Origin of the sequence: Corallococcus sp. AB045 (assembly GCF_003668895.1) — a bacterium.
Taxonomy (GTDB): Bacteria; Myxococcota; Myxococcia; order Myxococcales; family Myxococcaceae; genus Corallococcus; species Corallococcus coralloides.
Genome location: NZ_RAWN01000088.1, coordinates 13,733 through 35,946, shown reverse-complemented (window position 1 = coordinate 35,946; position 22,214 = coordinate 13,733). Strand labels below are relative to the sequence as shown.

3 protein-coding genes (1 of these 3 cut by a window edge) are annotated in these 22,214 nt (G+C 71.3%); 2 read left to right on the top strand and 1 reads right to left on the bottom strand.

What is annotated here, in order from left to right:
- Positions 1-943: 943 nt before the first annotated feature.
- A complete protein-coding gene (locus tag D7Y21_RS21375) occupies positions 944-1,996 on the top strand; it encodes an oxidoreductase (RefSeq protein WP_121715375.1) in 1,053 nt (350 codons plus the stop codon).
- A 4-nt stretch (positions 1,997-2,000) separates the two neighbouring features.
- On the opposite strand, the gene D7Y21_RS21370 is transcribed toward D7Y21_RS21375, so the two are convergent.
- Entirely contained in the window at positions 2,001-2,474 is a 474-nt protein-coding gene (locus D7Y21_RS21370; protein ID WP_121715373.1) for a GNAT family N-acetyltransferase, read from the bottom strand.
- A 283-nt stretch (positions 2,475-2,757) separates the two neighbouring features.
- Between D7Y21_RS21370 and D7Y21_RS21365 the strand changes: the two genes are divergently transcribed.
- Positions 2,758-22,214: the 5' portion of a non-ribosomal peptide synthase/polyketide synthase gene (locus D7Y21_RS21365; protein WP_121715371.1), read on the top strand. It continues 13,423 nt past the right edge of the window; only the first 19,457 of its 32,880 coding nucleotides appear in the window; the start codon lies at positions 2,758-2,760; the stop codon falls past the right edge of the window.

Here is a 22,214-nt window from a genome sequence, read left to right as displayed (position 1 = left end):
CCCCATCCCCCCTCCTCGTCCCAGCATCGCCATCCAACCACAGGGGTCTGACATGGACGTGCGGGCCCACCCTCCGCGTCGATTGCCGGGCCAGCGCGCCCCCGGGCAGCATGGGGCGAAAACCTGTCCGACAGTCGGACAGGTTTTGAGGCAGCCGGTCCCGGGCGGGCGCCCCTATTCGCGCCCCACCTTGGTATCCGCGCACGCATGACGTTGTGCCCCTGTCGGTCCGGCGGCCTCGGTCCTCATGCGGCGGAAACCTGTCCGACTGTCGGACAGGTTCTGCGGCAACCGGCCCTGGACGGGCGCCCCTGTCCGCGCCCCACCTTGGTAGCCGCGCACGCACGGCGTCACGCCCCTGCCGGACCAGCGCGGCCTCGGGTGCCAGGCGGCGAAAACCTGTCCGACTGTCGGACAGGTTTTGAGGCAACCGGGCCCGGGCGGGCGCCCCTGCTCTCACCTTGGTATCCGCGCACGCACGGCGTCACGCCCCTGCCGGACCGGCGCGGCATCGGGCGCCAGGCGGCGAAAACCTGTCCGACTGTCGGACAGGTTTTGAGGCAACCGGGCCCGGGCGGGCGCCCTGCTCTCACCTTGGTATCCGAAAACGCGCGGCGTCTCGGCCCAGTGCGGCGCTCCGCAAGGCGCGCGGCCTCGGCTTCATGCGGAACGCATCTGTCCAACTGCCGGACAAGTTCGGGGGATGCGCGCCCGGCGAGTGCCTCTGGCCGTGGCCCCGCCTGGGTGTTCGATCGAGAAGTCCGTCGTGGCCCGCCGCTTCGCTCCGAAACGTCGCTCGTTGCGGCGGACCGCTTCGGGTCGCTCGCTGCATGGTGCGGCGCTCTACTGGCGCACCCATCAATGCTCCGGTGTCGGGAAGGCGGCAGGGCCAGTCACTTACGGCTGTCCGCACGGCGGTCACTTCCCGCTACCCTCCTGGCCCATGACCTCCGCTCGCGTCCCTGGCTCCCCGTTGCGGGTGGGCCTCCTTGGGTATGGTTTGTCCGGCTCGCGCTTCCATGGGCCCCTCATCGCCGCGGAACCCGCTTTCACCCTGGCTGCCGTGGCGTCGAGCCGCACGGATGCCGTGGCCCGCGACTGGCCAGGTGTTCGCACCAGCACCGTGGAGTCGCTGCTGGCGGATCCGGACCTGGACGTGCTCGTCGTGTGCACGCCCAATGACTCGCATGCTTCGCTCGCGGGACAGGCGCTTCGCTCAGGCAAGCATGTGGTGGTGGAGAAGCCCTTCGCGCTGGACGCGGACGAGGCGATGCGGCTGGACGCGCTCGCGAAGGAGCGCGGACTCTGCCTCACCGTGTTCCACAACCGGCGCTGGGACGGTGACTTCCTCACCGTGCGCCAGCTGCTGGAGCAGCGACGGCTGGGGACGCTCTATAGCCTGGAGAGCCACTTCGACCGCTTCCGGCCCCAGGTGAAGGATCGCTGGAAGGAGCAGGACGTACCCGGCGGCGGGACGCTTTGGGACCTGGGCTCACACCTCGTTGACCAGGCCGTGCAGCTCTTCGGCCTGCCCGAGTCGGTGGCCGCGGACCTGGGCCGGCAACGCCCGGGCGCACAGGGCACGGACTGGTTCCACCTGGTGCTGCGCTATGGCTCGCTGCGCGTGGTGCTGCACTCCGGATCCGTGGTGCACGCTCCGTGGCCCCGCTTCGTGTTGCAGGGCGACCGGGATGCGTACGTGAAGCATGCGCTGGATCCGCAGGAGGGACAGCTCGAAGCGGGCCTGCGTCCCGGCCATCCGGACTTCGGCCATGAACCCGCGGAGCGACACGGCCGGTTGCTGGCCTCGGGGGAAACCATCGCCACGCTCCCCGGAGAGTACGGCCAGTTCTACCGGCAGCTCGGCGCCGCCATCCTCCACGGCGCGCCCGTGCCCGTGACGGCACTGAGCGCGAGCGAGACGGTTCGCGTCATCCAGGCCGCGATCCAGAGCGACCTGGAAGGCCGCCGCATTCCGCTGTTGCCTCGTGACTGAAGCGTCAGAGCGTCTTCTCCAACACCAGGAACGTGGGCGACGCGTAGCCCGCGTGCGTTCCATGGGAATGGAAGACGTAGCCCTGGCGCGCGTACCACGCATGGTGCGACGTGAGCGCGAGCCGCACCGACAGCCGCACGCGCGTCTGGCCCAGCTCGCGCGCTCGGGACTCCGCTGCCTCCATGAGGCGCAGCGACACGCCCTGGCCCCGGTGCGAGGGCAGCACCGCGAGCCGGTCCAGATACTGGTGGTCTCCCTTCGGGTGGAAGAAGACGCAGCCGAAGAGGATGCCGTCCGCCTCCGCGACGAAGGCGCCTCCGTCCGACAGCTCGCGCCGCACCACGGCCTCCGTCTTGTCGTGCGCGCTGGAGGGCGGATCCAGGCGGCCGCGGTATTCCTCGAAGGCGTCGCGCAGCACCTGGGTGATCCGCTCGGCGTCGGTGGGCACGGCTTCGCGGATCCGGAAGGACTCAGGCATTCCCGAAGTCTAGTGGAAACGTCAGGCGCGGGCGTTTCACCATCACGGTGAAACACCGCTGAAACATGTCACCAGAGACCAAGCGTGGCGCGGAATTCCCGCCAGGTCCCCACCGCCCGCATGGCCGCGCTCCCGAGCGGGCTGACAGCCAGGCCCTCTCAAGCAAATCGCTGCGGCCGTGTCGGAGTGCCTGTCTACTATCCCGCGCTCTCGCGAGTCCGGGAACCCGTCACATCTCCTCCCCGAGCGTTCGCAAGACCCCCTCCCAAGGAGTCTCTGGCCCATGGCTTCCACCCCTGAGCAGAAGCGCGCGCGGCTGGCGGAATTGCTGCGCGAGAAGCGCCGCCCCACGTCGCGGGTTCCGGCGTCGTTCGGTCAGGAGCGCATGTGGTTCCAGGAGCGGTTGGCGCCCGGGCAGGCCGGATTGAACCTGCTCTTTTCGGTGCGCCTGGAGGGGCTGCTCGATGTGCCCTCGCTGGCGGGGAGCCTGAACGAAGTGGTGCGCCGCCACGCGGTGCTGCGCACCACCTTCGTGGAGCAGGACGGGCGGCCATGGCAGCGCATCGCACCCGAGCTGGACGTGCCCCTGCCCGTGGTGCCGGTGGTGGATGCCGCGGAGGCCTGGCGCAGGCTGCACGAGGAGGCTCGCGCGCCGTTCGACCTGGAACAGGGGCCACTGCTGCGCGCCGTGGTCTTCGCCGTCTCCCCCACCGAGCACCTGTTGCTGCTCGCGCTGCACCACACCGTGTCCGACGGCTGGTCCATGGGCCTGCTGGTGCACGAGCTGGGCGCCCTCTACGAGGCCCTGGCTTCGGGCGGGACGCCAGTGCTGCCCGCGCTGGCGTTGCAGTACGCGGACTTCTCCGTGTGGCAGCGGGAGGCGCTGAAGGGAGAGTCGCTGGAGGCGTCGCTCGACGTGTGGCGCTCGCGGCTGGATGCGCGGGCGGTCCTGTCGCTGCCCACGGATCGGCCCCGCACCGGACCTACGGACAGCCGGGGCGCGACCGTGACCGCGATGCTTCCCGTCGCGCTGGTGCAACGGCTCACGGCCCTGGCGGCGCAGGAGGGCACCACCCTCTTCACGGTGTTGCTCGCGGGTTTCAACGTGTTGCTCCTGCGTTACTCCGGGCAGGACGATCTCACGGTCGGAACACCAGTCGCCGGACGCTCGCGCGCGGAGCTGGAGCCGCTGGTCGGGTTGTTCGTCAACACGCTCGCGCTGCGCACGTCGCTCGCGGGGGATCCGTCGTTCCGCGCGCTCATGGGCCGCGTGCAGGCGACGTCGGTGGAGTCCTTCGCGCACCAGGACGTGCCCTTCGAGAAACTGGTGGAGGTGCTCCAGCCTCCGCGCCACCTGGACGTGCCGCCGTTCTTCCAGGTGATGTTCGTCCTGCAGAACACGCCCCTTCCGGCCATACGCCTGCCTGGGCTGTCGCTGGACGCGCAGCTGGTGGACAGCGGCTTCGCGCAGTTCGACCTCACCCTCTTCGCCTTCGAACAGGCGGACGGCCTGCGCCTCACCGCTGAGTACCGCACCGCCCTCTTCGATGAGGCAACGATGGTGCGGCTGATGGGGCACCTGCGCGTCCTGATGGAGGACGCCGTCTCCCGGCCGGATGCGCGCCTGTCAGAGCTGTCCCTCCTGGACGCCACCGAACGGCAGCGCGTGCTTCATGCGTGGAACGGGCCGCGGGAGGCGTTCCCTCGCGGGGTGCTGCTGCATCAATTGGTGGAAGCGCAGGTGGCTCGCACGCCGGACGCGGTGGCCGTCACCTTTGGAGAGACGGCGCTCACCTATGCGCAGCTGGATGCCCGGGCCAACCAGCTCGCGTGGCACCTGCGGTCCATGGGCGTGGGGCCGGAGGTTCGCGTCGGGTTGATGCTGGAGCGGTCGCTGGAGCTGGTGGTGGCGCTGCTCGCGACGTTGAAGGCGGGAGGGGCGTACGTTCCGCTGGATCCGTCCCTGCCCGCGCAGCGGCTCGTGTGGATGTTCGAGGACGCGCGGCCCGCCGTGGTGCTCATCCAGGAGCGGCTGGTGGCGCGGCTGCCGGCCGGGGACACCGTGCCGGTGCTCCGCCTGGATTCCCAGTGGGCGGAGGTGGCTCGGCAGCCGACCGATGCGCCGCCTCCGGTGGCCTCCGAGGACGCGCTGGCGTACGTCATCTTCACGTCCGGCAGCACGGGGCGGCCCAAGGGCGCGATGAACGCGCACGCGGGCATCGTCAACCGGCTCCTGTGGATGCAGGGGTCGCTGCCGCTGTCACCGGGCGATGCGGTGTTGCAGAAGACGCCGTTCAGCTTCGACGTGTCCGTGTGGGAGTTCTTCCTGCCGCTGATGGCGGGCTCGCGGCTGGTGGTGGCTCGGCCCGGAGGACACCAGGAGCCGGACTATCTGGCGGACCTCATCGCGCGGGAGCGCATCACCGTCACGCACTTCGTGCCGTCCATGCTCCAGGCGTTCCTGGAAGCACCCGGCCTGGAGCAGTGCGCGTCGCTGCGCCAGGTGGTGTGCAGCGGTGAAGCGCTGCCGCTGGAGCTGGCCGAGCGGTGCCTGGCGCGGCTGCCCCAGATCCGGCTGCACAACCTCTATGGCCCCACCGAGGCCGCGGTGGAGGTCACCGCGTACGAGTGCGTCCGCGGCGCGCTGGGGCGCTCCGTGCCCATCGGGTATCCGGTGGCGAATACGGCGATCCGGCTGCTGGACGCGTCGCTGCGACCGGTGCCCCAGGGCGTTCCCGGGGAGCTGTTCATCGGCGGCGTTCAGGTGGGCCGCGGGTATCTGGGTCGCCCGGACCTGACCGCGGAGCGCTTCATCCCGGACGCGTTCAGTGACATGCCCGGAGCCCGGCTGTACCGCACGGGGGACCTCGCCCGGTGGCTGCCCGATGGCGCCATCGAGTACCTGGGCCGAACCGACTTCCAGGTGAAGGTGCGCGGGCTGCGCATCGAACTGGGAGAGATTGAGGCCGCGCTGGAGCAGCACCCGGCCGTGCGGCAGGCCGTCGTCGTGGCGATCGCGGGCGTCACGGCGAGCGACACGCGGCTGGTGGCGTATCTCGTCGGCGGGACGGACGTACCGGGAACCGAGGCCCTTCGGACGTTCCTCTCCGAGAAGCTCCCCGAGTACATGGTGCCCGGTGCCTTCGTCTCGATGGAGGCCATGCCCCTGACGTCCAGTGGCAAGGTCGACCGCAGGGCGCTGCCCGTGCCCGACGCCGCACCGGGGGCGGCTCCGGAGTACGTCGCGCCGCGCACGCCCATGGAGGAGCGGCTGGCTTCGCTCTGGGCGGAGCTGCTGCGCGTGGAGCGCGTGGGCGTGCACGATGACTTCTTCGCGCTGGGAGGGCATTCGCTGCTCGCCACTCAGCTGCTTTCGCGCATCCGCGCGGCATTGCAGATGGAGCTGCCGCTGCGGGCGATCTTCAAGGCGTCCACACTCGCGGCCCTGGCTTCGGCGCTGGAGGAGATGCGGGGCCGGAGTGAGGGTCCTCATGCGCCGCCGTTGCGGCCCGTGAGCCGGGAGGGCGAGCTCGCGCTGTCCTTCGCGCAGCAGCGCCTGTGGTTCCTGGAGCAGCTCCAGCCCGGGGGCGTTGCGTACAACCTGCCAGGGACCGTCCTGCTCGAAGGCGCGCTCCATGTTCCCGCGCTGCGGCAGTCCCTGGACGCGCTGGTCGAACGGCATGAAGTGCTGCGCACCACGTTCGCCTCCCGCTCCCATGGGCCGGTTCAGCGCATCGCGCCCCCGGCGCCGTGCCCGTTCGAGTTCGTGGACCTGGACGAAGCGGCACCGAGCACGCGTGATGCCGGCGACGAGTCCCTTCGCTCGGACTCCCGTGCGTCAACCGTGCGCGATGCCGCGGACCGGGACGGCATCGGATTCATGGACCCGGATACCGGGGCCGTCAACGAGCTCGGTGCTCGGCTGCGGGACTTCGTCGCCGCGCAGGCGCAGCGGCCCTTCGACCTGGTGCGGGGCCCGATCTTCCGCGCGGCGCTCGTGCGGCTGGAGGAGACGCGGCATGTGCTGCTCGTCCTCACGCATCACATCGCTTCGGACGGCTGGTCCACGGGGGTGCTCGTGCGCGAGGTGGTCGCCCTCTATCAAGCCTTCGCTTCCGGCCAGCGTCCTTCGCTTCCGCCACTTCCCGTCCAGTACGCCGACTTCGCCGCGTGGCAACGCTCCTGGCTTCAGGGAGAGGTGCTCACCTCGCAGCTCGCGTGGTGGCGGGAGCAGCTCGCGGGTGCGCCTCCGCTCCTGATGCTTCCCACGGACCGGCCTCGCCCGGCGGTGCAGACGTTCTCGGGGGACTCGCTCGCGGTGCGGCTGTCCCGGAAGCTGACGGACGGCGTGCATGCCGTGGCGAGGCAGACGGGGGCCACCCCCTTCATGGTGCTGCTCGCCGCGTACCAGCTGTTGCTGTCACGGTATGCCGGACAGGACGACGTCAGCGTGGGCGCTCCGGTCGCGGGCCGCACCCGTTCGGAGACGGAAGGGTTGATTGGCTTCTTCGTCAACACGCTGGTGATGCGTGCGCGCATCGACCCTCGCGCTTCGTTCCGGACGCTGCTCGCCCAGGTGCGCACCACGACGCTTGGCGCCTTTGAACACCAGGACGTCCCCTTCGAGAAGCTGGTGGAGGAACTCCAGCCCGCACGCGACCCGAGCCACACGCCGTTCTTCCAGGTCACCCTCACCCTCCAGAACGCGCCCACCGCGGAGTGGCGGCTGCCGGACCTCACGCTGCGAGAGCTACCTCCTCCCTTCACGCCGTCGAAGTACGACTTCAGCCTCATCCTGGAAGAGTCGCCGGACGGCTTCACCGGCAGCCTCCACTACAACACCGACCTCTTCGACCCGGCCTTCCTCCAGGGTTTGATGCAGGGCTACGCCACGCTGCTGGAAGCGCTTCCCGGACAGCTGGAGCACCCGGTGGAGCAGCTGCCGCTGATGCCCACCGAAGCACGGCGGCAGGTGCTGGAAGACTTGACTGGCGTCTCCTCGATGCGGGACTTCTCCGCGCGGTCCATCCCGGCCCGCTTCGCGGAACAGGTCGCTCGGGCGCCGGACGCGGTGGCGCTCGTATCCGAGTCCGGAAGCCTGACGTATGCACGGCTCGATGCGCGGGCGAACCAGCTCGCCCACCACCTTCGCGCCTCTGGCATCTCCGAGGGCAGTCGCGTGGCGGTGCTGTTGCCGCGCTCGCCGGACCTCATCGTCTCGTTGCTGGCGGTGCTCAAGACCGGAGCGGCCTATGTCCCCATCGACCTGAATGCTCCGCCCGAGCGCTGGTCCCTCCTGCTGGAGCAGTCCGGGGCGGGCATGGTCATCACGCTGGAGGCGCTCGCGGATGAGCTGCCGTCGCTGATGACGCCGCTGGTGCTGCTGGATGCGGATGCGTCCCGGCTGGCTTCGCGTCCGGAGACAGCGCCAGCGGAGCCGCGCGCGACAGGGGACCGGCTGGCCTATGTCCTCTTCACCTCGGGTTCCACCGGGACGCCAAAGGGCGTCTGCGTTCCGCACCGCGCCGTGCTGCGGCTGGTGGTGGACACCGACTTCATGCGCTTCGGCCCGGAGGAGGTCTTCCTCCAGCTCGCGCCGGCCGCGTTCGATGCTTCGACACTCGAAATCTGGGGTGCGTTGCTGCATGGGGCCCGGCTCGTGCTCGCGCCTCCGGGGGAGCTGTCCCTCGCGCGCATCGCGGAGGTGCTGACAGGGCACCGTGTCACCACGCTGTGGCTCACGGCCGCCCTCTTCGAACAGATGGCCGTGCACCATCCGGAGGCCCTCGCCTCCGTGTCACAGGTGCTGGCGGGAGGCGACGTGCTCCCGGCGTCCCGCGTGCGGGAACACCTGGCGCGGATGCGTCCAGGCACGGTGTTGATCAACGGCTACGGCCCCACCGAGAACACCACCTTCTCCGCCACGCACCGGATGCATGCGGGCGACGCAGTGGAGACCGCCGTTCCCATCGGGCGTCCACTGCCCCACTCCACCGCCTACGTGCTGGATCCAGCGATGCGGCCAGTGCCTCCTGGCATGCCGGGAGAGCTGTACGTCGGCGGCGAGGGACTGGCGTGGGGCTACCTCCACCAGCCCGCGCTCACCGCCGAACGCTTCGTGCCCCACCCGTTCAGCACGACACCGGGGGCACGGCTCTACCGCACCGGCGACAGGGCGCGCTGGCGCGCGGACGGCACGTTGGACTTCCTGGGGCGCACCGACTTCCAGGTGAAGCTGCGCGGCTTCCGCATCGAACCGGGCGAGGTCGAAGCGGCCCTGCGCGGACTGCCGGGCGTGCACGAAGCCGTGGCCGTGGTGCGCGAGGACGTGCCCGGAGACAAGCGACTGGTGGCCTACGTCGTTGGTGAATCCCTGGACGGCAGGGCCCTGCGCTCGGAGCTCCAGCAGCGGCTCCCCGACTACCTCATCCCCAGCGCCTTCGTGGTGCTGGACACCCTGCCCCTCAACACCAACGGCAAGCTGGACCGCTCCGCGCTTCCCGCTCCTGAGGCCCCCGTGGCTTCGGCGGACACGTACGTCGCGCCTCGAGACGCGGTAGAGGAACAGCTCGCCGCCCTCTTCACGGAGGTGCTGCACGTTCCTCGCGTGGGCATCCACGATGACTTCTTCGACCTGGGGGGCCACTCCCTGCTGGCCACGCAGGTGGTGTCGCGCGTGCGCTCGACGCTGGGTGTGGAGCTGCCCCTTGGCGACCTCTTCGCCGCGCCCACGGTGGAGACGCTCGCGATCCGGGTGGTGGCACTGCGCTCGCGGGAGGACTCCCGGCCGGGGACGCCGCCGCTCGTGACCGTGCCGCGCTTCGGTCCCGTGCCGCTGTCATACGCGCAGCAGCGGCTGTGGTTCCTGGATCAACTCCAGCCGGGCAGCGCCTTCTACAACGTGCCCGGCATCCTGGTGCTCGATGGCGCGCTAGATGCCTCGGCGCTGGAGCAGTCCCTTCAGGCCCTGGTGCGCCGGCATGAAGTCCTGCGCACCACGTTCGTGTCCGACGGGGACTCGCCGGTCCAGCGCCTCCATCCCGAAGCGACACTCACGCTGTCCGTCGTCTCGCTGGAGTCCATCCCCGAGGACCGCCGTGAAGCCGAGGCGCACCGTCACGCCGCCTCCGAGGCCGCGCGGCCCTTCAACCTGGGCACCGGGCCCCTGGTGCGCGCAGTGTTGCTGCGGCTGGATTCACGGCGTCACTGGTTGCTGCTCACGCTGCACCACATCGTCTCCGACGGCTGGTCCATTGGCGTCTTCGCTCGTGAGCTGGGCGCGCTGTACCGGGCCTTCGCTTCCGGTCAGTCCCCGGCGCTGCCTCCCCTGCCCCTCCAGTACGCGGACTTTGCTGTCTGGCAGCGCTCGTGGCTCCAGGGGGACGTGCTCCAGGCGGAGCTGGAGTGGTGGCGCGGGCAGCTCGCCGGCGCGCCCACCGCGCTGGAGTTGCCCACCGACCGGCCTCGACCCGTCTCGCAGTCGTTCCGGGGCGCGTCGCTTCCCGTCGCGCTGTCCCTTGACGTGTCCAACGCGGTCAAGGCGCTGGCGGCCCGGGAAGGTGCCACGCCATTCATGGTGCTGCTCGCGGGCTTCCAGTTGCTGCTGGCGCGCTACACGGGCCAGGACGACGTGCTCGTGGGCTCCGCCATCGCCAACCGCAACCGCGCGGAGACGGAGGGCCTCATCGGCTTCTTCGTGAACACGCTGGTGCTGCGTGCTCGCATCGACCCGCGCGCTTCGTTCCGGACGCTGCTGGCCCAGGTGAAGGCGACGACGCTCGCGGCGTACTCGCACCAGGACCTGCCCTTCGAGAAGCTGGTGGAGGGCATGCAGGGAGCTCGGGACCTGAGCCGGTCTCCGCTGTTCCAGGTGGCGTTCACGTTCCAGAACGCTCCCGTGAATGCGTTGGATCTTCCCGGCCTCCGCCTGGAGCTGCGCGGCGGGGAGAGCACCACCGCGAAGTTCGACCTGGACTTCAGCCTCCAGGAACGGGACGGCGCGTTCAGCGGCGACCTGAACTTCAGCACCGACCTCTTCGACCCCGCCACCGTCACCCGGATGATGGCGCACTTCCAGGCGCTGCTCGGCGCGCTCACGGCCCACCCCGAGGCTCGCGTGCGGGAGCATTCGCTGCTCGACGGCGCGGAACGTCAGCGCGTGCTCGTGGATTGGAACGCCACGCAGCGTCCGCTCGCGCCCCACTCCGTGCCGGAGCTGTTCGCGGCCCAGGTGCTCCGCGCTCCGGAGGCCGTCGCGGTCCAGCACGAAGGTCAGGTGCTCACCTACGCGGCGCTGGCGGAACGGGCACGTCGGCTGGCCCGTCGCCTGCGCGCCTTCGGACTCCCTCCGGAGGCGCGGGTCGCGCTGTGCGTGGAGCGGGGGCTGGAGCTGGTGGTGGGGATGCTCGGCATCCTGGAGGCGGGCGGCTGCTATGTGCCCATGGACCCCGCCTATCCGCGCTCCCGCCTCGCGTTCATGTTCGAGGACGCGGGCATCTCCGCGGTGGTGGGCCAGCGTGACCTGCTGGGCGCCCTTCCGGAACACTCCCTGCCCACGGTGCGCCTGGATCCGGACGTGGAGGAAGCCGGCCAGGAACCGGCGCCTGCATCCGCGAACATCACCGTGCGGCCGGAGCAACTGGCCTACGTGCTCTACACCTCGGGCTCCACGGGCACGCCCAAGGGCGTGGGCATCACGCACCAGTCCATCGCGCACCTGGTGCGGGACACGAACTACGTCGAGCTCGGGCCGGATGACTGCGTGGTGCAGGCGGGCACGCCTTCGTTCGACCTGGCCACCTTCGAGGTCTGGGGCGCGCTGCTCAACGGCGCGCGGCTCGTCATCCTGCCGCGTGAAGTGACGCTGGCTCCAGCGGAGCTGGCTCGCACGCTGCGCGAGGTGGGCGCCACCACGGCCCTGTTCGCCACGGCCCTGTTCCACACCGTGGCGCGCGAAGTCCCCGATGCCTTCGCCACGATGCGCACGGTCCTCTACGCCGGTGAGGCCGCGAACGCGGATGCGGCTCGCGCGGTGCTGCGCGCGGGGCCTCCGGGCCGGCTGGTGAACCTGTACGGCCCCACGGAGACGACCGTGGGAGTCACCACGCACGACATCGTGGACCTGCCGGAGCACGCGACGTCGGTGCCCATCGGCCGGCCGATGACTCGGGTCCAGACGTACGTGCTGGATGCGCACGGGCAGCCCGTGCCCGTGGGTGTTCCGGGCGAGCTGTACCTGGGCGGTGACGGTCTGGCCCGCGGCTACCTGGGACGCCCCTCGCTGACGGCGGAGCGCTTCGTGCCTTCACCGTGGGGCGACGTGCCCGGTGCGCAGCTGTACCGCACGGGAGACCGGGTGCGCTGGCTCGCGGACGGGACGCTGGACTTCCTGGGCCGCATGGACACGCAGGTGAAGCTGCGCGGCTTCCGCATCGAACTGAGCGAGGTGGAGGCCATCCTCCGGCAGCACCCCTCCGTGAAGGCCGCGGTGGCTGGGGTGATTGCGGATCGCCTCGTGGCGTGGTTCGTGCCGGGCGCTCCGGTGGAGGCAGCGGCGTTGCGCGCCTTCGTCTCCGAACGGCTGCCCGCGCCGCTGGTGCCCTCCGCGTTCGTGTCGATGGACGCCCTGCCGCTCACGCCCGTGGGCAAGGTGGACCGCAAGGCGCTGCCCGCTCCGGATGCGCGCTCGGTCGCTGGCGGGCCCGCGGGTCCGGAGCGGATGACGCTCTTCCAGCAGCGCATCGCCACGCTGTTCCAGGAGCTGCTCCGCCTGGAGTCGGTGGGGCTGCACGATGACTTCTTCGTCATCGGGGGCCATTCGCTGCTGGCCACGCAGCTCGTCTCGCGGCTGCGTTCGACCTTCGGCGTGGAGCTGCCGCTGCGCGCCCTCTTCGATGCGCCCACCGTCGCCCGGCTCACGGAGCGGGTGGAGGCCAACCTCCTCGCGCGTGTCGAAGGACCGCGCATCCCGGCCCTCGTCGCCACGTCGAGGGAGCAGGACCTGCCGGTGTCCTACGCGCAGCAGCGGCTGTGGGTGGTGGAGCAGCTCCGCCCGGGCGGCAGCCACTACACCCTCGCCACCGCGCTGCGGCTGGAAGGCGCGCTGGACGTGGAGGCGCTGCGCCGCGCACTGGAGCTCATCGTCTCCCGGCATGAAGCCCTGCGCACAACGTTCGCGATGAAGGAGGGCCAGCCCGTCCAGCACGTGCACGCGGCGGGTGCATGGGAGCTGCCGGTCACCGACCTGACCACCGTGCCCCGGGAGTCCCGCGAGGCCGAGGCCCAACGGCGCTCCGTGGAAGAGGCCGCCACTCCCTTCGACCTGGGCCGGGGACCGGTCCTGCGCACGCGGCTGCTCCGCCTGGATGCGCGGGAGCACCTGTTGCTCCTGTGCATGCACCACATCGTCTCCGACGGCTGGTCGCTGGGCGTGCTCGTCCGCGAGGTGGCCGGCGCCTACGAAGCCTTCGCATCTGGCCGGGCACCCGTGTTGCCGGCGCTACCGGTGCAGCCCGCGGACTTCGCCGTGTGGCAGCGCTCCTGGCTCCAGGGGGACGTGCTGGCGCGGGAGGTGTCTTGGTGGAAGCAGCACCTCGCCAGGGCTCCCCAGGTGCTGGAGCTGCCCACGGACAAGGCGCGTCCGCCGCTCCAGTCCACGAAGGGGGCGCTGCTTCCCGTGCACCTTCCGTCCTCGGGCGTGGAGCGGTTGGTGGCATTGGGCCGCTCGGAAGGCGCGACGCCGTACATGGCGCTGCTCGCGGTGTGGCAGGTGCTGCTGTCGCGGTATTCGCGGCAGGAGGAGCTGCTGGTGGGATCGCCCATCGCGGGCCGCGACCGTGCGGAGTTGGAGGGGCTGGTCGGCTTCTTCGTGAACACACTGGTGCTGCGCGGGCGCGTGCGTCCGGGGGACTCGTTCCGGACGCTGCTCTCCCAGGTGCGGGCCACGGCGCTCGCATCCTTCGAGCACCAGGACCTTCCGTTCGAGAAGCTGGTGGAGGAGCTGCACGTGGCTCGCGACCTGAGCCGCAACCCGCTGGTGCAGGCGGTGTTCGCGCTCCAGAACGCGCCCACCGGCGAGTTGAAGGCGCCGGGGCTCACGCTGCGGCCCGTGCCGGTGGACAACGCCACGGCCCGCTTCGACCTGGGCCTGTTGCTGCACGAGGCGCCAGATGGACTGCGCGGCGTCATCGAATACAGCACGGACCTCTTCGAGCGTCCCACCGTGGAGCGGCTGGCCGGGCACCTGCGCACGTTGCTGGACGCCGTCGTCGCCGCTCCGGACGTCCCGCTGGCCCAGGTGGCATGGCTCACGCCCGACGAGCGCCAGCAGGTGCTCACGGACTGGAACACCACCGGCGTGGACTACCCGCGTGAGTCGAACCTCGTGGAACGCTTCGCGCTCCAGGTCGCACAGCGTCCGGAGGCCATCGCGCTGGAGTCGGGTGACGCTCGGCTGACGTATTCGCGGCTCGATGCTCGGGCGAATGCGTTGGCCTGGGTGCTGCGCTCGCAGGGCGTGGGGCCGGATGCGCTGGTGGCGGTGTGCCTGGAGCGCTCCGTGGAGCTCGTCGTCACGCTCCTGGCCATCCTCAAGGCGGGTGGGGCCTATGTCCCCCTGGATGCCGCGTACCCCGCGCGGCGACTGGCCCTCATGCTGGAGGACGCGCCGCCCCGACTGCTCGTCACCACCCGCGCGCTGCGGGCCTCGCTGCCGGTCGCGGAAGCAGTGCCTTGCGTCTTCGTGGAGGAGACGCGCCTGGAGGAACAGCCCTCCACGGCTCCGGACGTGGCGCTGTCCTCGCGGAACCTCGCGTATGTGGACTTCACCTCCGGGAGCACTGGGCGCCCCAAGGGCGTCGCCGTGGAGCACCGGGGCGTGCTGCGGCTCCTGCACGGTGCCCCCTGGGCCTGCTTCACTCCGGACGAGACGTTCCTGCTGATGGCTCCGCTGTCCTTCGACGCGTCGACGTTGGAGCTGTGGGGGCCGCTGCTGTCCGGCGGCAGGCTGGTGGTCTTCCCGCCGCAGCCGCCCACCGACCTGGAGCTGCTGGGCCAGATCATCCGCCGTCATGGCGTCACGTCGCTCTACCTGTCCGCGGGATTGTTCGCGCAGGTGGTGGACGTGAAGCGGGAGGTGCTGCGCGGACTGCGGCAGCTCTTCGTCGGCGGGGACGTCCTGTCTCCCACGCACACGCGCCGCGTGGTGGAGACGCTAGGCCTCCCGGTGGTCAACGGCTACGGCCCCACCGAGGCCACCGTCTTCACCTGCTGCCTCCGCATGGAGCGCCCCGAGGACGTCCCGGCCGAGTCGATCCCCATCGGGCCTCCGCTGCCGAACACGCGGACGTTCGTGGTGGACGGCTCGCTGCGGCCGGTGCCCGTGGGTGTGCCGGGTGAGCTGCTCATCGGCGGGGACGGGCTCGCGCGGGGCTACCTCTCCCGCCCGGACCTCACCGCCGAGCGCTTCATCCCCCACCCCTTCGCCACCACGCCCGGAGAGCGCGTGTACCGCACGGGAGACCGGGTCCGCTGGCGCGCGGACGGCAGCCTGGAGTTCCTGGGCCGCATCGACACCCAGGTGAAGGTGCGCGGCTACCGCATCGAACTCTCCGAGGTCGAAGCCGCCCTCCGGGACTGGCCCGCCCTCACCGACGCGGCCGTGCTCGTGCGCGAGGACGTGCCCGGCGACAAGCGGCTCGTGGCCTACGTGGTGGCCAGCGCGTTGGACGTCCAGGCGCTGCGCGAACACCTGCGACAGCGGCTGCCCGAGTACATGGTCCCGGCCGCGTTCGTCCCGCTGCCCGTGCTGCCCCTCTCCGCCACCGGCAAGCTGGACCGTCAGGCCCTGCCCGCGCCGGACGTCGCGGCGAGTGCTCGCAAGGGGCGGTTCGTGGAGCCCGCGGATCCGCTGGAGGAACAGCTCGCCGCCATCTGGGCCCGGGAATTGGGTGCCCGGAGCGTCGGTGTCCACGACCACTTCTTCGAGGACCTGGGCGGCACGTCGCTCACCGTCGTCCGCGTCGCCAGCCGGCTGCACGAGTCGCTCCGGCGCGACGTGCCCGTGGTCTGGCTGTTCGAACACCCAACGGTCCACGGGCTGGCCCGAAGACTGGAGCGAGAGGGGTATCCCAAGCAGCCCAGCCTCGCGCCCACGCCGCCCCCTATTGCGCCCACGGCTCCTGAATCCACGGCAACAGTGGAGCCCGTCGCGTCCGTGCCATCCACGCTTGCTTCCGCTCCGGTTCCCGCGCCCATGCCTTCCAACTCCGCCTCCACGCCCATGCCGTCAGGGGGCGCGACGGAGCGAACGCCAGCGCTGCCATCAAACGCCATCGCCATCATCGGCATGTCCGGGCGCTTCCCTGGCGCGGCGTCGGTGGAGGAGTTCTGGCGCAACCTGCGTGAGGGCGTGGAGTCCATCTCCCGCTTCACTCCCGAGGAGCTGGAGCCGATGCCCGGCCTGCCTCCGGGCGTGTCGCTGACACAGCATCCAGGGTTCGTGCCCGCGCAGGGTGTGCTCGCGGACATCGACCAGTTCGATCCCGCGTTCTTCGACATGTCCCTGCGCGAGGCGCAGTGGACCGACCCGCAGCAGCGGATGTTCCTCCAGTGCGCGTGGGCGGCGCTGGAGGACGCGGGCCTCGACCCCGCGCGCTTCCCGGGCGTCATCTCCCTCTTCGCGGGCGCGAACGAGTCCGGCTACGCGAACGAGGTGCAGCGGCACCTGCCGTTGGACTCGGCGGCGTTCTTCGAGCTGTACGGCACGGCGACCTACCAGAGCCTGCCGACGAAGGTGTCCTACAAGCTGGGGCTCACCGGCGAGAGCATGCTCGTGTACACGGCGTGCTCCACGGGGCTCGTGGCGGTGCATGTCGCGTGTCAGAACCTGTTGTCCGGACTGTCGGACGTGGCGCTCGCGGGCGCGACGCGGCTGTCGGTGCCACAGCGCACCGGCTACGTACACCAGGAGGGGATGATCTACTCCCCGGACGGCCACTGCCGCGCCTTCGATGCGAAGGGCAAGGGCACCGTCTCCGGCAGCGGCGTGGCGGCCGTGGTGCTCAAGCGGCTGGAGGACGCGGTCCGCGACGGCGACCCCATCCACGCCGTCATCCGAGGCACCGCCGTCAACAACGACGGGCGCGACAAGTCCGGCTTCACGGCGCCCAGCGTGCAGGGACAGGCGACCGTCATCACGCAGGCGTTGCGCCGTTCAGGCGTGACCGCGACGGACATCGGCTACGTGGAGGCCCACGGGACGGCGACCCCGCTGGGCGACCCCATCGAGGTCGCTGCGCTCCAGCGCGCCTACGGCCTGGGACCCGAGCACCGGGGCACCATCCCCCTGGCGTCGCTCAAGACGAACGTGGGCCACCTGGACACGGTGGCGGGGCTCGCGGGGCTCATCAAGGTCGCGCTGTCGCTGCGCGAGGAGGAGATTCCTCCCAGCCTCCACTTCGAGTCTCCGAACCCGCGGATCGACTTCGACGCGGGGCCGTTCTTCGTCAACACGCGCCTGCGGCCCTGGCCTCGGGGGAAGACGCCCCGGCGCGCGGCGGTGAGCTCGTTTGGCGTGGGCGGGACGAATGCGCACGCCGTGCTGGAGGAGGCGCCTGTCGTGCGGAGCGGGCCCACGACGCGCTCGCACCAGCTGTTCGTGCTGTCGGCGCGCTCGCCGGAGTCCCTGGAGGCGGGGGCGCTGGCGCTGGCGTCGCACGTGCTGGCGGACCGGTCCCCGGAGGCGCTGGAGGCCGCGTCGTTGAAGCTGGCGGATCAGATCCTGTCCGCACGTTCACCGGAGGCCTTGGAGGCGGCGGCGAAGCAGCTGGCGTTGCGAGTGCTGTCGGCGCGCTCGCCGGAGTCGCTGGAGGCGTTGTCGGCCCGGTTCTCCGTGGAGGTCGCGGGGGATGGAGGAGTGTTCGCGGACGCCGCGTATACGCAGGCGGTGGGACGCCGGGCCTTCGAGTACCGGAGAGCGGTGGTCGCCCGGGACGCGGCGGACCTGGCGAAGCAGCTTCGCAAGACGGCTGCGCCTTCGCGCTTGAAGGACGTGGAGGGGGCGCGCCGCAAGCGGGTGGCGTTCGTCTTCTCCGGTCAGGGCTCGCAGCAGGTGGGCATGGGGCGGGAGCAGGATGCGTCCGTGCCGGCGTTCCGCGCGCAGGTGGATGCATGCCTGACGCTGCTGGATGCGCCACTGCGTTCGCGGGTGGAGACGCTGCTGCGTCCGGGACCGGGCCAGGAGACGGAGGCGTCCGCGATGCTCTCCGACACCCGTGTCGCGCTGCCGGCCCTGTTCACGGTGCAGGTGGCGCTGGCTCGGCTGTGGCAGGCGTGGGGCATCGTTCCGCACGCCGTGCTGGGGCACAGCTTCGGTGAGTACGCCGCCGCCTGTGTCGCGGGTGTGCTCTCGCTGCCGGATGCGCTGCGGCTGGCCGTGGTCCGAGGGGAGCTGATGCACCGGTTGCCTCCGGGCGCGATGCTCGGCGTGGCGCTGCCGGCGACGGAGGTCCGGCCGCTGCTGTCCGGACGGTTGACGCTCGCGGCGATCAACGCGCCGGACCGGTGTGTCGTCTCCGGCCCCGTGGACGAGGTGGAGCGCCTCCAGGCGGTGTTGCAGCAGCGCAAGGCGGGCGCGGTGCGCATGCCGTCGGGCCATGCGTTCCACTCGGCGGACGTGGAGCCGTTGATGGCGGAACTGGCGCGCGCGGTGGGTGCGCTCCAGCGCAGCGAGCCTTCCGTGCGGTACGTCTCCAGCCTCACGGGGGCGCTGGCGCATCCGGGCGAGCTGGCCGCGCCGGAGTACTGGGCCACGCAGATGCGGCAGCCCGTGCGATTCACGGACGCGGTGGGGGCCCTGCTGGAGGAAGGGTGCAGCGTGCTGCTGGAGGTGGGGCCCGGCCAGGACCTCACCCCGCTGATCCGCGCGTGCCTGGGTGCGGACCGGGAGCGAGTAAAGGCGCTCGCGTCGCTGCGCCGGGGCGGTGCGACGACGGAGCAGTCGGGGTTGTTCCAGTGCGTGGGCGAGCTGTGGACGCAGGGCCTGGAGGTGGACTGGACCGCGTTCTACGCCCACGAGCAGCGCCGCCGCGTGCACCTGCCGACGTACAGGTTCCTGCGCAAGCGCTGCTGGGTGGAGCCTCGCACTCAGGACGGTGCGGCCATCGAGACGGGAGCCGCGGGACAGGACGTTGCCCCTGCGGCCGTGGTGACCGCGTCCGCGCCTCACACGGCCCCGGCCGGTGGACTCCCTCCGGTCTCCGCTCCGCCCGTCCGTGCTCACGCGACGGCGGGCCTGACCGACACGTCCGCGATGGCCTCGCCAACGCAGGCACGGGTGACTGCCTCCACCGGAACGCTCGCGCCGTCCCCGTCTTTGCACGCCCAGTCCACGAGCGCCGTCACCGGACCGCTCGCGTCGTCCGCGATGTCGCGCGATCCGTCCATGAGCGCTCACATCGGCATGCCAGGTCTGTCGTCCTCCGCGCCCGTGAGCACGAGCGCAGCGGTGGCGCCTCCGCCCGTGGAGCGCCCTTCCCTCCCGGTTCCGGGGGGCCGTGAGGACGCGCCTCGCGGTGACGTGGAGGTCCGCATCGCCACTCTGTGGCGTCAGCGCCTGGGCGTGGACTTCGTCGGACGCGACGACAACTTCCTGGAGCTGGGTGGCAACTCGCTGATGGCCGCACAGCTGCTCAATCAGCTCCGCGACACATTCCACGTCCAGGTGCCGCTGGCCGCCCTCTTCGAAGCGCCCACCGTCGCGGGGCTCGCCTCCCGCATCGAACCGCTGCTCCAACAGGCCCCCGCCCGGGAGCCCACGCGCGAGCTGCCACTCGTGCCCCGCTCCCGCACGGAGCCGCTGCCCCTGTCCTTCGTGCAGGAGCGCGTCTGGCGCCTGGAGCAGCACCTCCCCGGCCTGTCGGCGTACACGATTCCCTTCGTCCTGCGCCTGGAAGGCCCCGCCGACGCCGCCATCCTGGAGCGGGCCATCCAGGAGGTCGTCCAGCGCCACGAAGCCCTGCGCACCACCTACGACGCCGTGGATGGCCGGCCCGTGCAGCGCTTCCATCCCCACGTGCGCATCCCGCTTCCCATCGTGGAGGTGGAAGGCACGCCCGGGGAACGCGAGGAGGCCGCGCTCCACATCGCCCGCGAGGACGCCGCGCGCCCCTTCGATCTGGTGCGAGGCCCCGTGCTGCGCACCACGCTCGTGCGCCTGCGCGCGGACCTGCACCTGCTGGTCTGCGCCATCCACCACATCGTCTGCGACACGCTCTCCACGTCCCTCTTCCTCCAGGAGGTGGGGCAGCTCTACGCCGCCTTCCTCCAGGTCCGGCCGTCCCCGCTGGCACCCCTGCCCGTGCAGTACGCGGACTTCGGCGCGTGGCAGCGGCAGTCGCTCGCGGAGGCGCGCTTCCCTGAACAGGAACAGTGGTGGCGTCAGCGCCTGGCCGGCATGCCGAAGCAGCTCGGAATCCCCACGGACCGGCCCCGGCCCGCGAGCTGCCCGCTCACCTCCGAGCGCATGGTGCTGGACTTCCCACCGAAGCTCGCCGAGGCGCTCGTCGCCTTTGGACGCGGCGAGGGCTTCACGTCGTACATGACGGTGCTCGCCGCGTGGAACGCGCTCCTGCACCGCTACACCGGGCAGGCGGACCTCATCGTCGGCACGCCCATTGGCAACCGCACGCGGCCGGAGCTGCTGCCGCTCATCGGCTACGTGGCGCACTCAGCCGCGTTCCGGACCCACGTGGGAGATGACCCGAGCTTCCGCGAGCTCCTGCACCGCGTGCGACGCGAGGTCACCGACGTGCAGTCGCGGCCGGACGTGCCCTTCGAGATGCTCGTCGAGCAGCTCGTCCCCGGGCGCGACATCGGCCGGGAGCGCATGACGGACACGGTGTTCGTCTACCACTCGAACCTGGAGATGGGCGGCGACGCGCTGGCGGCCGTCGGAGCGCGGGGCACGTTCATCGAAGTCCCGGGCACGCCCGTGCAATGGGGCGCCACGCTGTCGGACCTGACGCTCATCCTCACCGAGGAACCCGGCCGCATCCACGGCGCGCTGGAGTACGCGACGGAGCTGTTCGACGCCTCCACCGCGCGGCGGATGCTGGAGCACCTCCAGGTGTTGCTCGGCGCGGCGCTGGCCCGGCCCGAGCAGCCCCTCTCCCGCCTGCCGCTGGCCACCGGCGCCGAACGCCGCGCATGGCCCGCGCCCCCGCCCGTCACGCAGGCCCCCGTCCTGCCCGCACGCCTGCGCGAACACGCGCTGCGGCAGCCGGACGCCGTCGCCGTGGAGCAGGCCGGGCGGACCTGGACATGGAGGGAGCTGGCCTCGCGCGCGAGAAGGCTCGCGTCGAGGCTGCGGGAGCAGGGACTCCGGCCGGGAGAGCCCGTGGCGCTCTGCCTCCGTGCGTCGCCGGAGAAGCTGGCCGCGCTATGGGGCGTGCTGGAGGCAGGCGGCGCGCCGGTGGCGCTCGGGCCCTCGGACCTGGACTCGCTGGCCGTCTATGCCGTGGAAGGCAGTGTCGTGCCCCGGCTCATCACCTGGCGCGGGCTCTTCACTTCGGCACGCCTGGAGTCCTCACGCGTTCTGCACGTCGAAGAGGTGCTGGGAGACGCGTCGCCGTTGACGGTGGCGGAGGCGCTGCCGCTTCCCTCGCCGGAGTCCCTGGCGTGGCTCCTGCCCATGGGTGCGGGCCAGCCCGCGTGGGCGCTGAGTCACACGTCGCTCACGGGCTTCTTCGCGGGCCTGGATGCGCGGCTGCGTCCGGCGCCGGGCACCACCTGGCTCGCCGCCTCCGAACCCGCTCCCGAGAAGCCCGAACTGGAAGCCCTCTGGGCCCTGTCGCGCGGCCTGCGCGTGCTGTTCCCCTCCGAGGCCACCGCATCGCGCCGGGGTTCATTGGACGAGGCGGCATCGCGTCCGCTTCAGCTCAGCCTGTCGTACTTCGCCAATGACGAGGACTCGCTCACCGGGCCCAAGTACGAGCTGCTGATGGAGGGTGCGAAGTTCGCGGACGCGCACGGCTTCTCGGCCATCTGGACGCCCGAGCGGCACTTCCACTCGTTCGGCGGGATCTACCCGCAGCCCGCGGTGGTCTCCGCCGCGCTCGCGTCCGTCACGAAGCACCTGCGCCTGCGCTCCGGCAGCGTCGTGTTGCCGCTGCATGATCCGCTGCTCGTCGCGGAGCAGTGGGCCGTGGTGGACAACCTGTCGCAGGGCCGCGTCGACGTGTCCGTCGCGACGGGCTGGCACGTGCAGGACTTCATCTTCGCGCCCGGGAACTACGCCGACCGGCGCAACATCCTGCTGCGCCACCTGGAGACGCTGCGAGGCCTGTGGCGGGGAGACCGGCTGCGGCGTCCGGGCGGCAACGGCGTCACCGTGGAGGTGGGCCTGCGCCCGAAGCCGGTGCAGCGCGAGCTGCCCGTGTGGCTCACCGCCACCGCGAACCCGGAGACATTCCGGCTCGCGGGCGAGCTGGGCGCGGGCGTGCTCACGGGGCTCTTCGCCCACTCGCTGGAGGAGCTGAAGCCGAAGGTGGCCCTCTACCGCGAGGCGTGGCGCCGCAACGGCCACCCGGGCCGGGGCCACATCACCTGCATGCTGCACACGTACCTGGGTGACGACGAGGCGGAGGTCCTCCGGCAGGTGCGCAAGCCGCTGCTGGCGTACTTCCGGAGTTCGGCGGACATCACCACGTCGCTGCTCGCCGCGCAGGGGTATCAGGGGGAGAT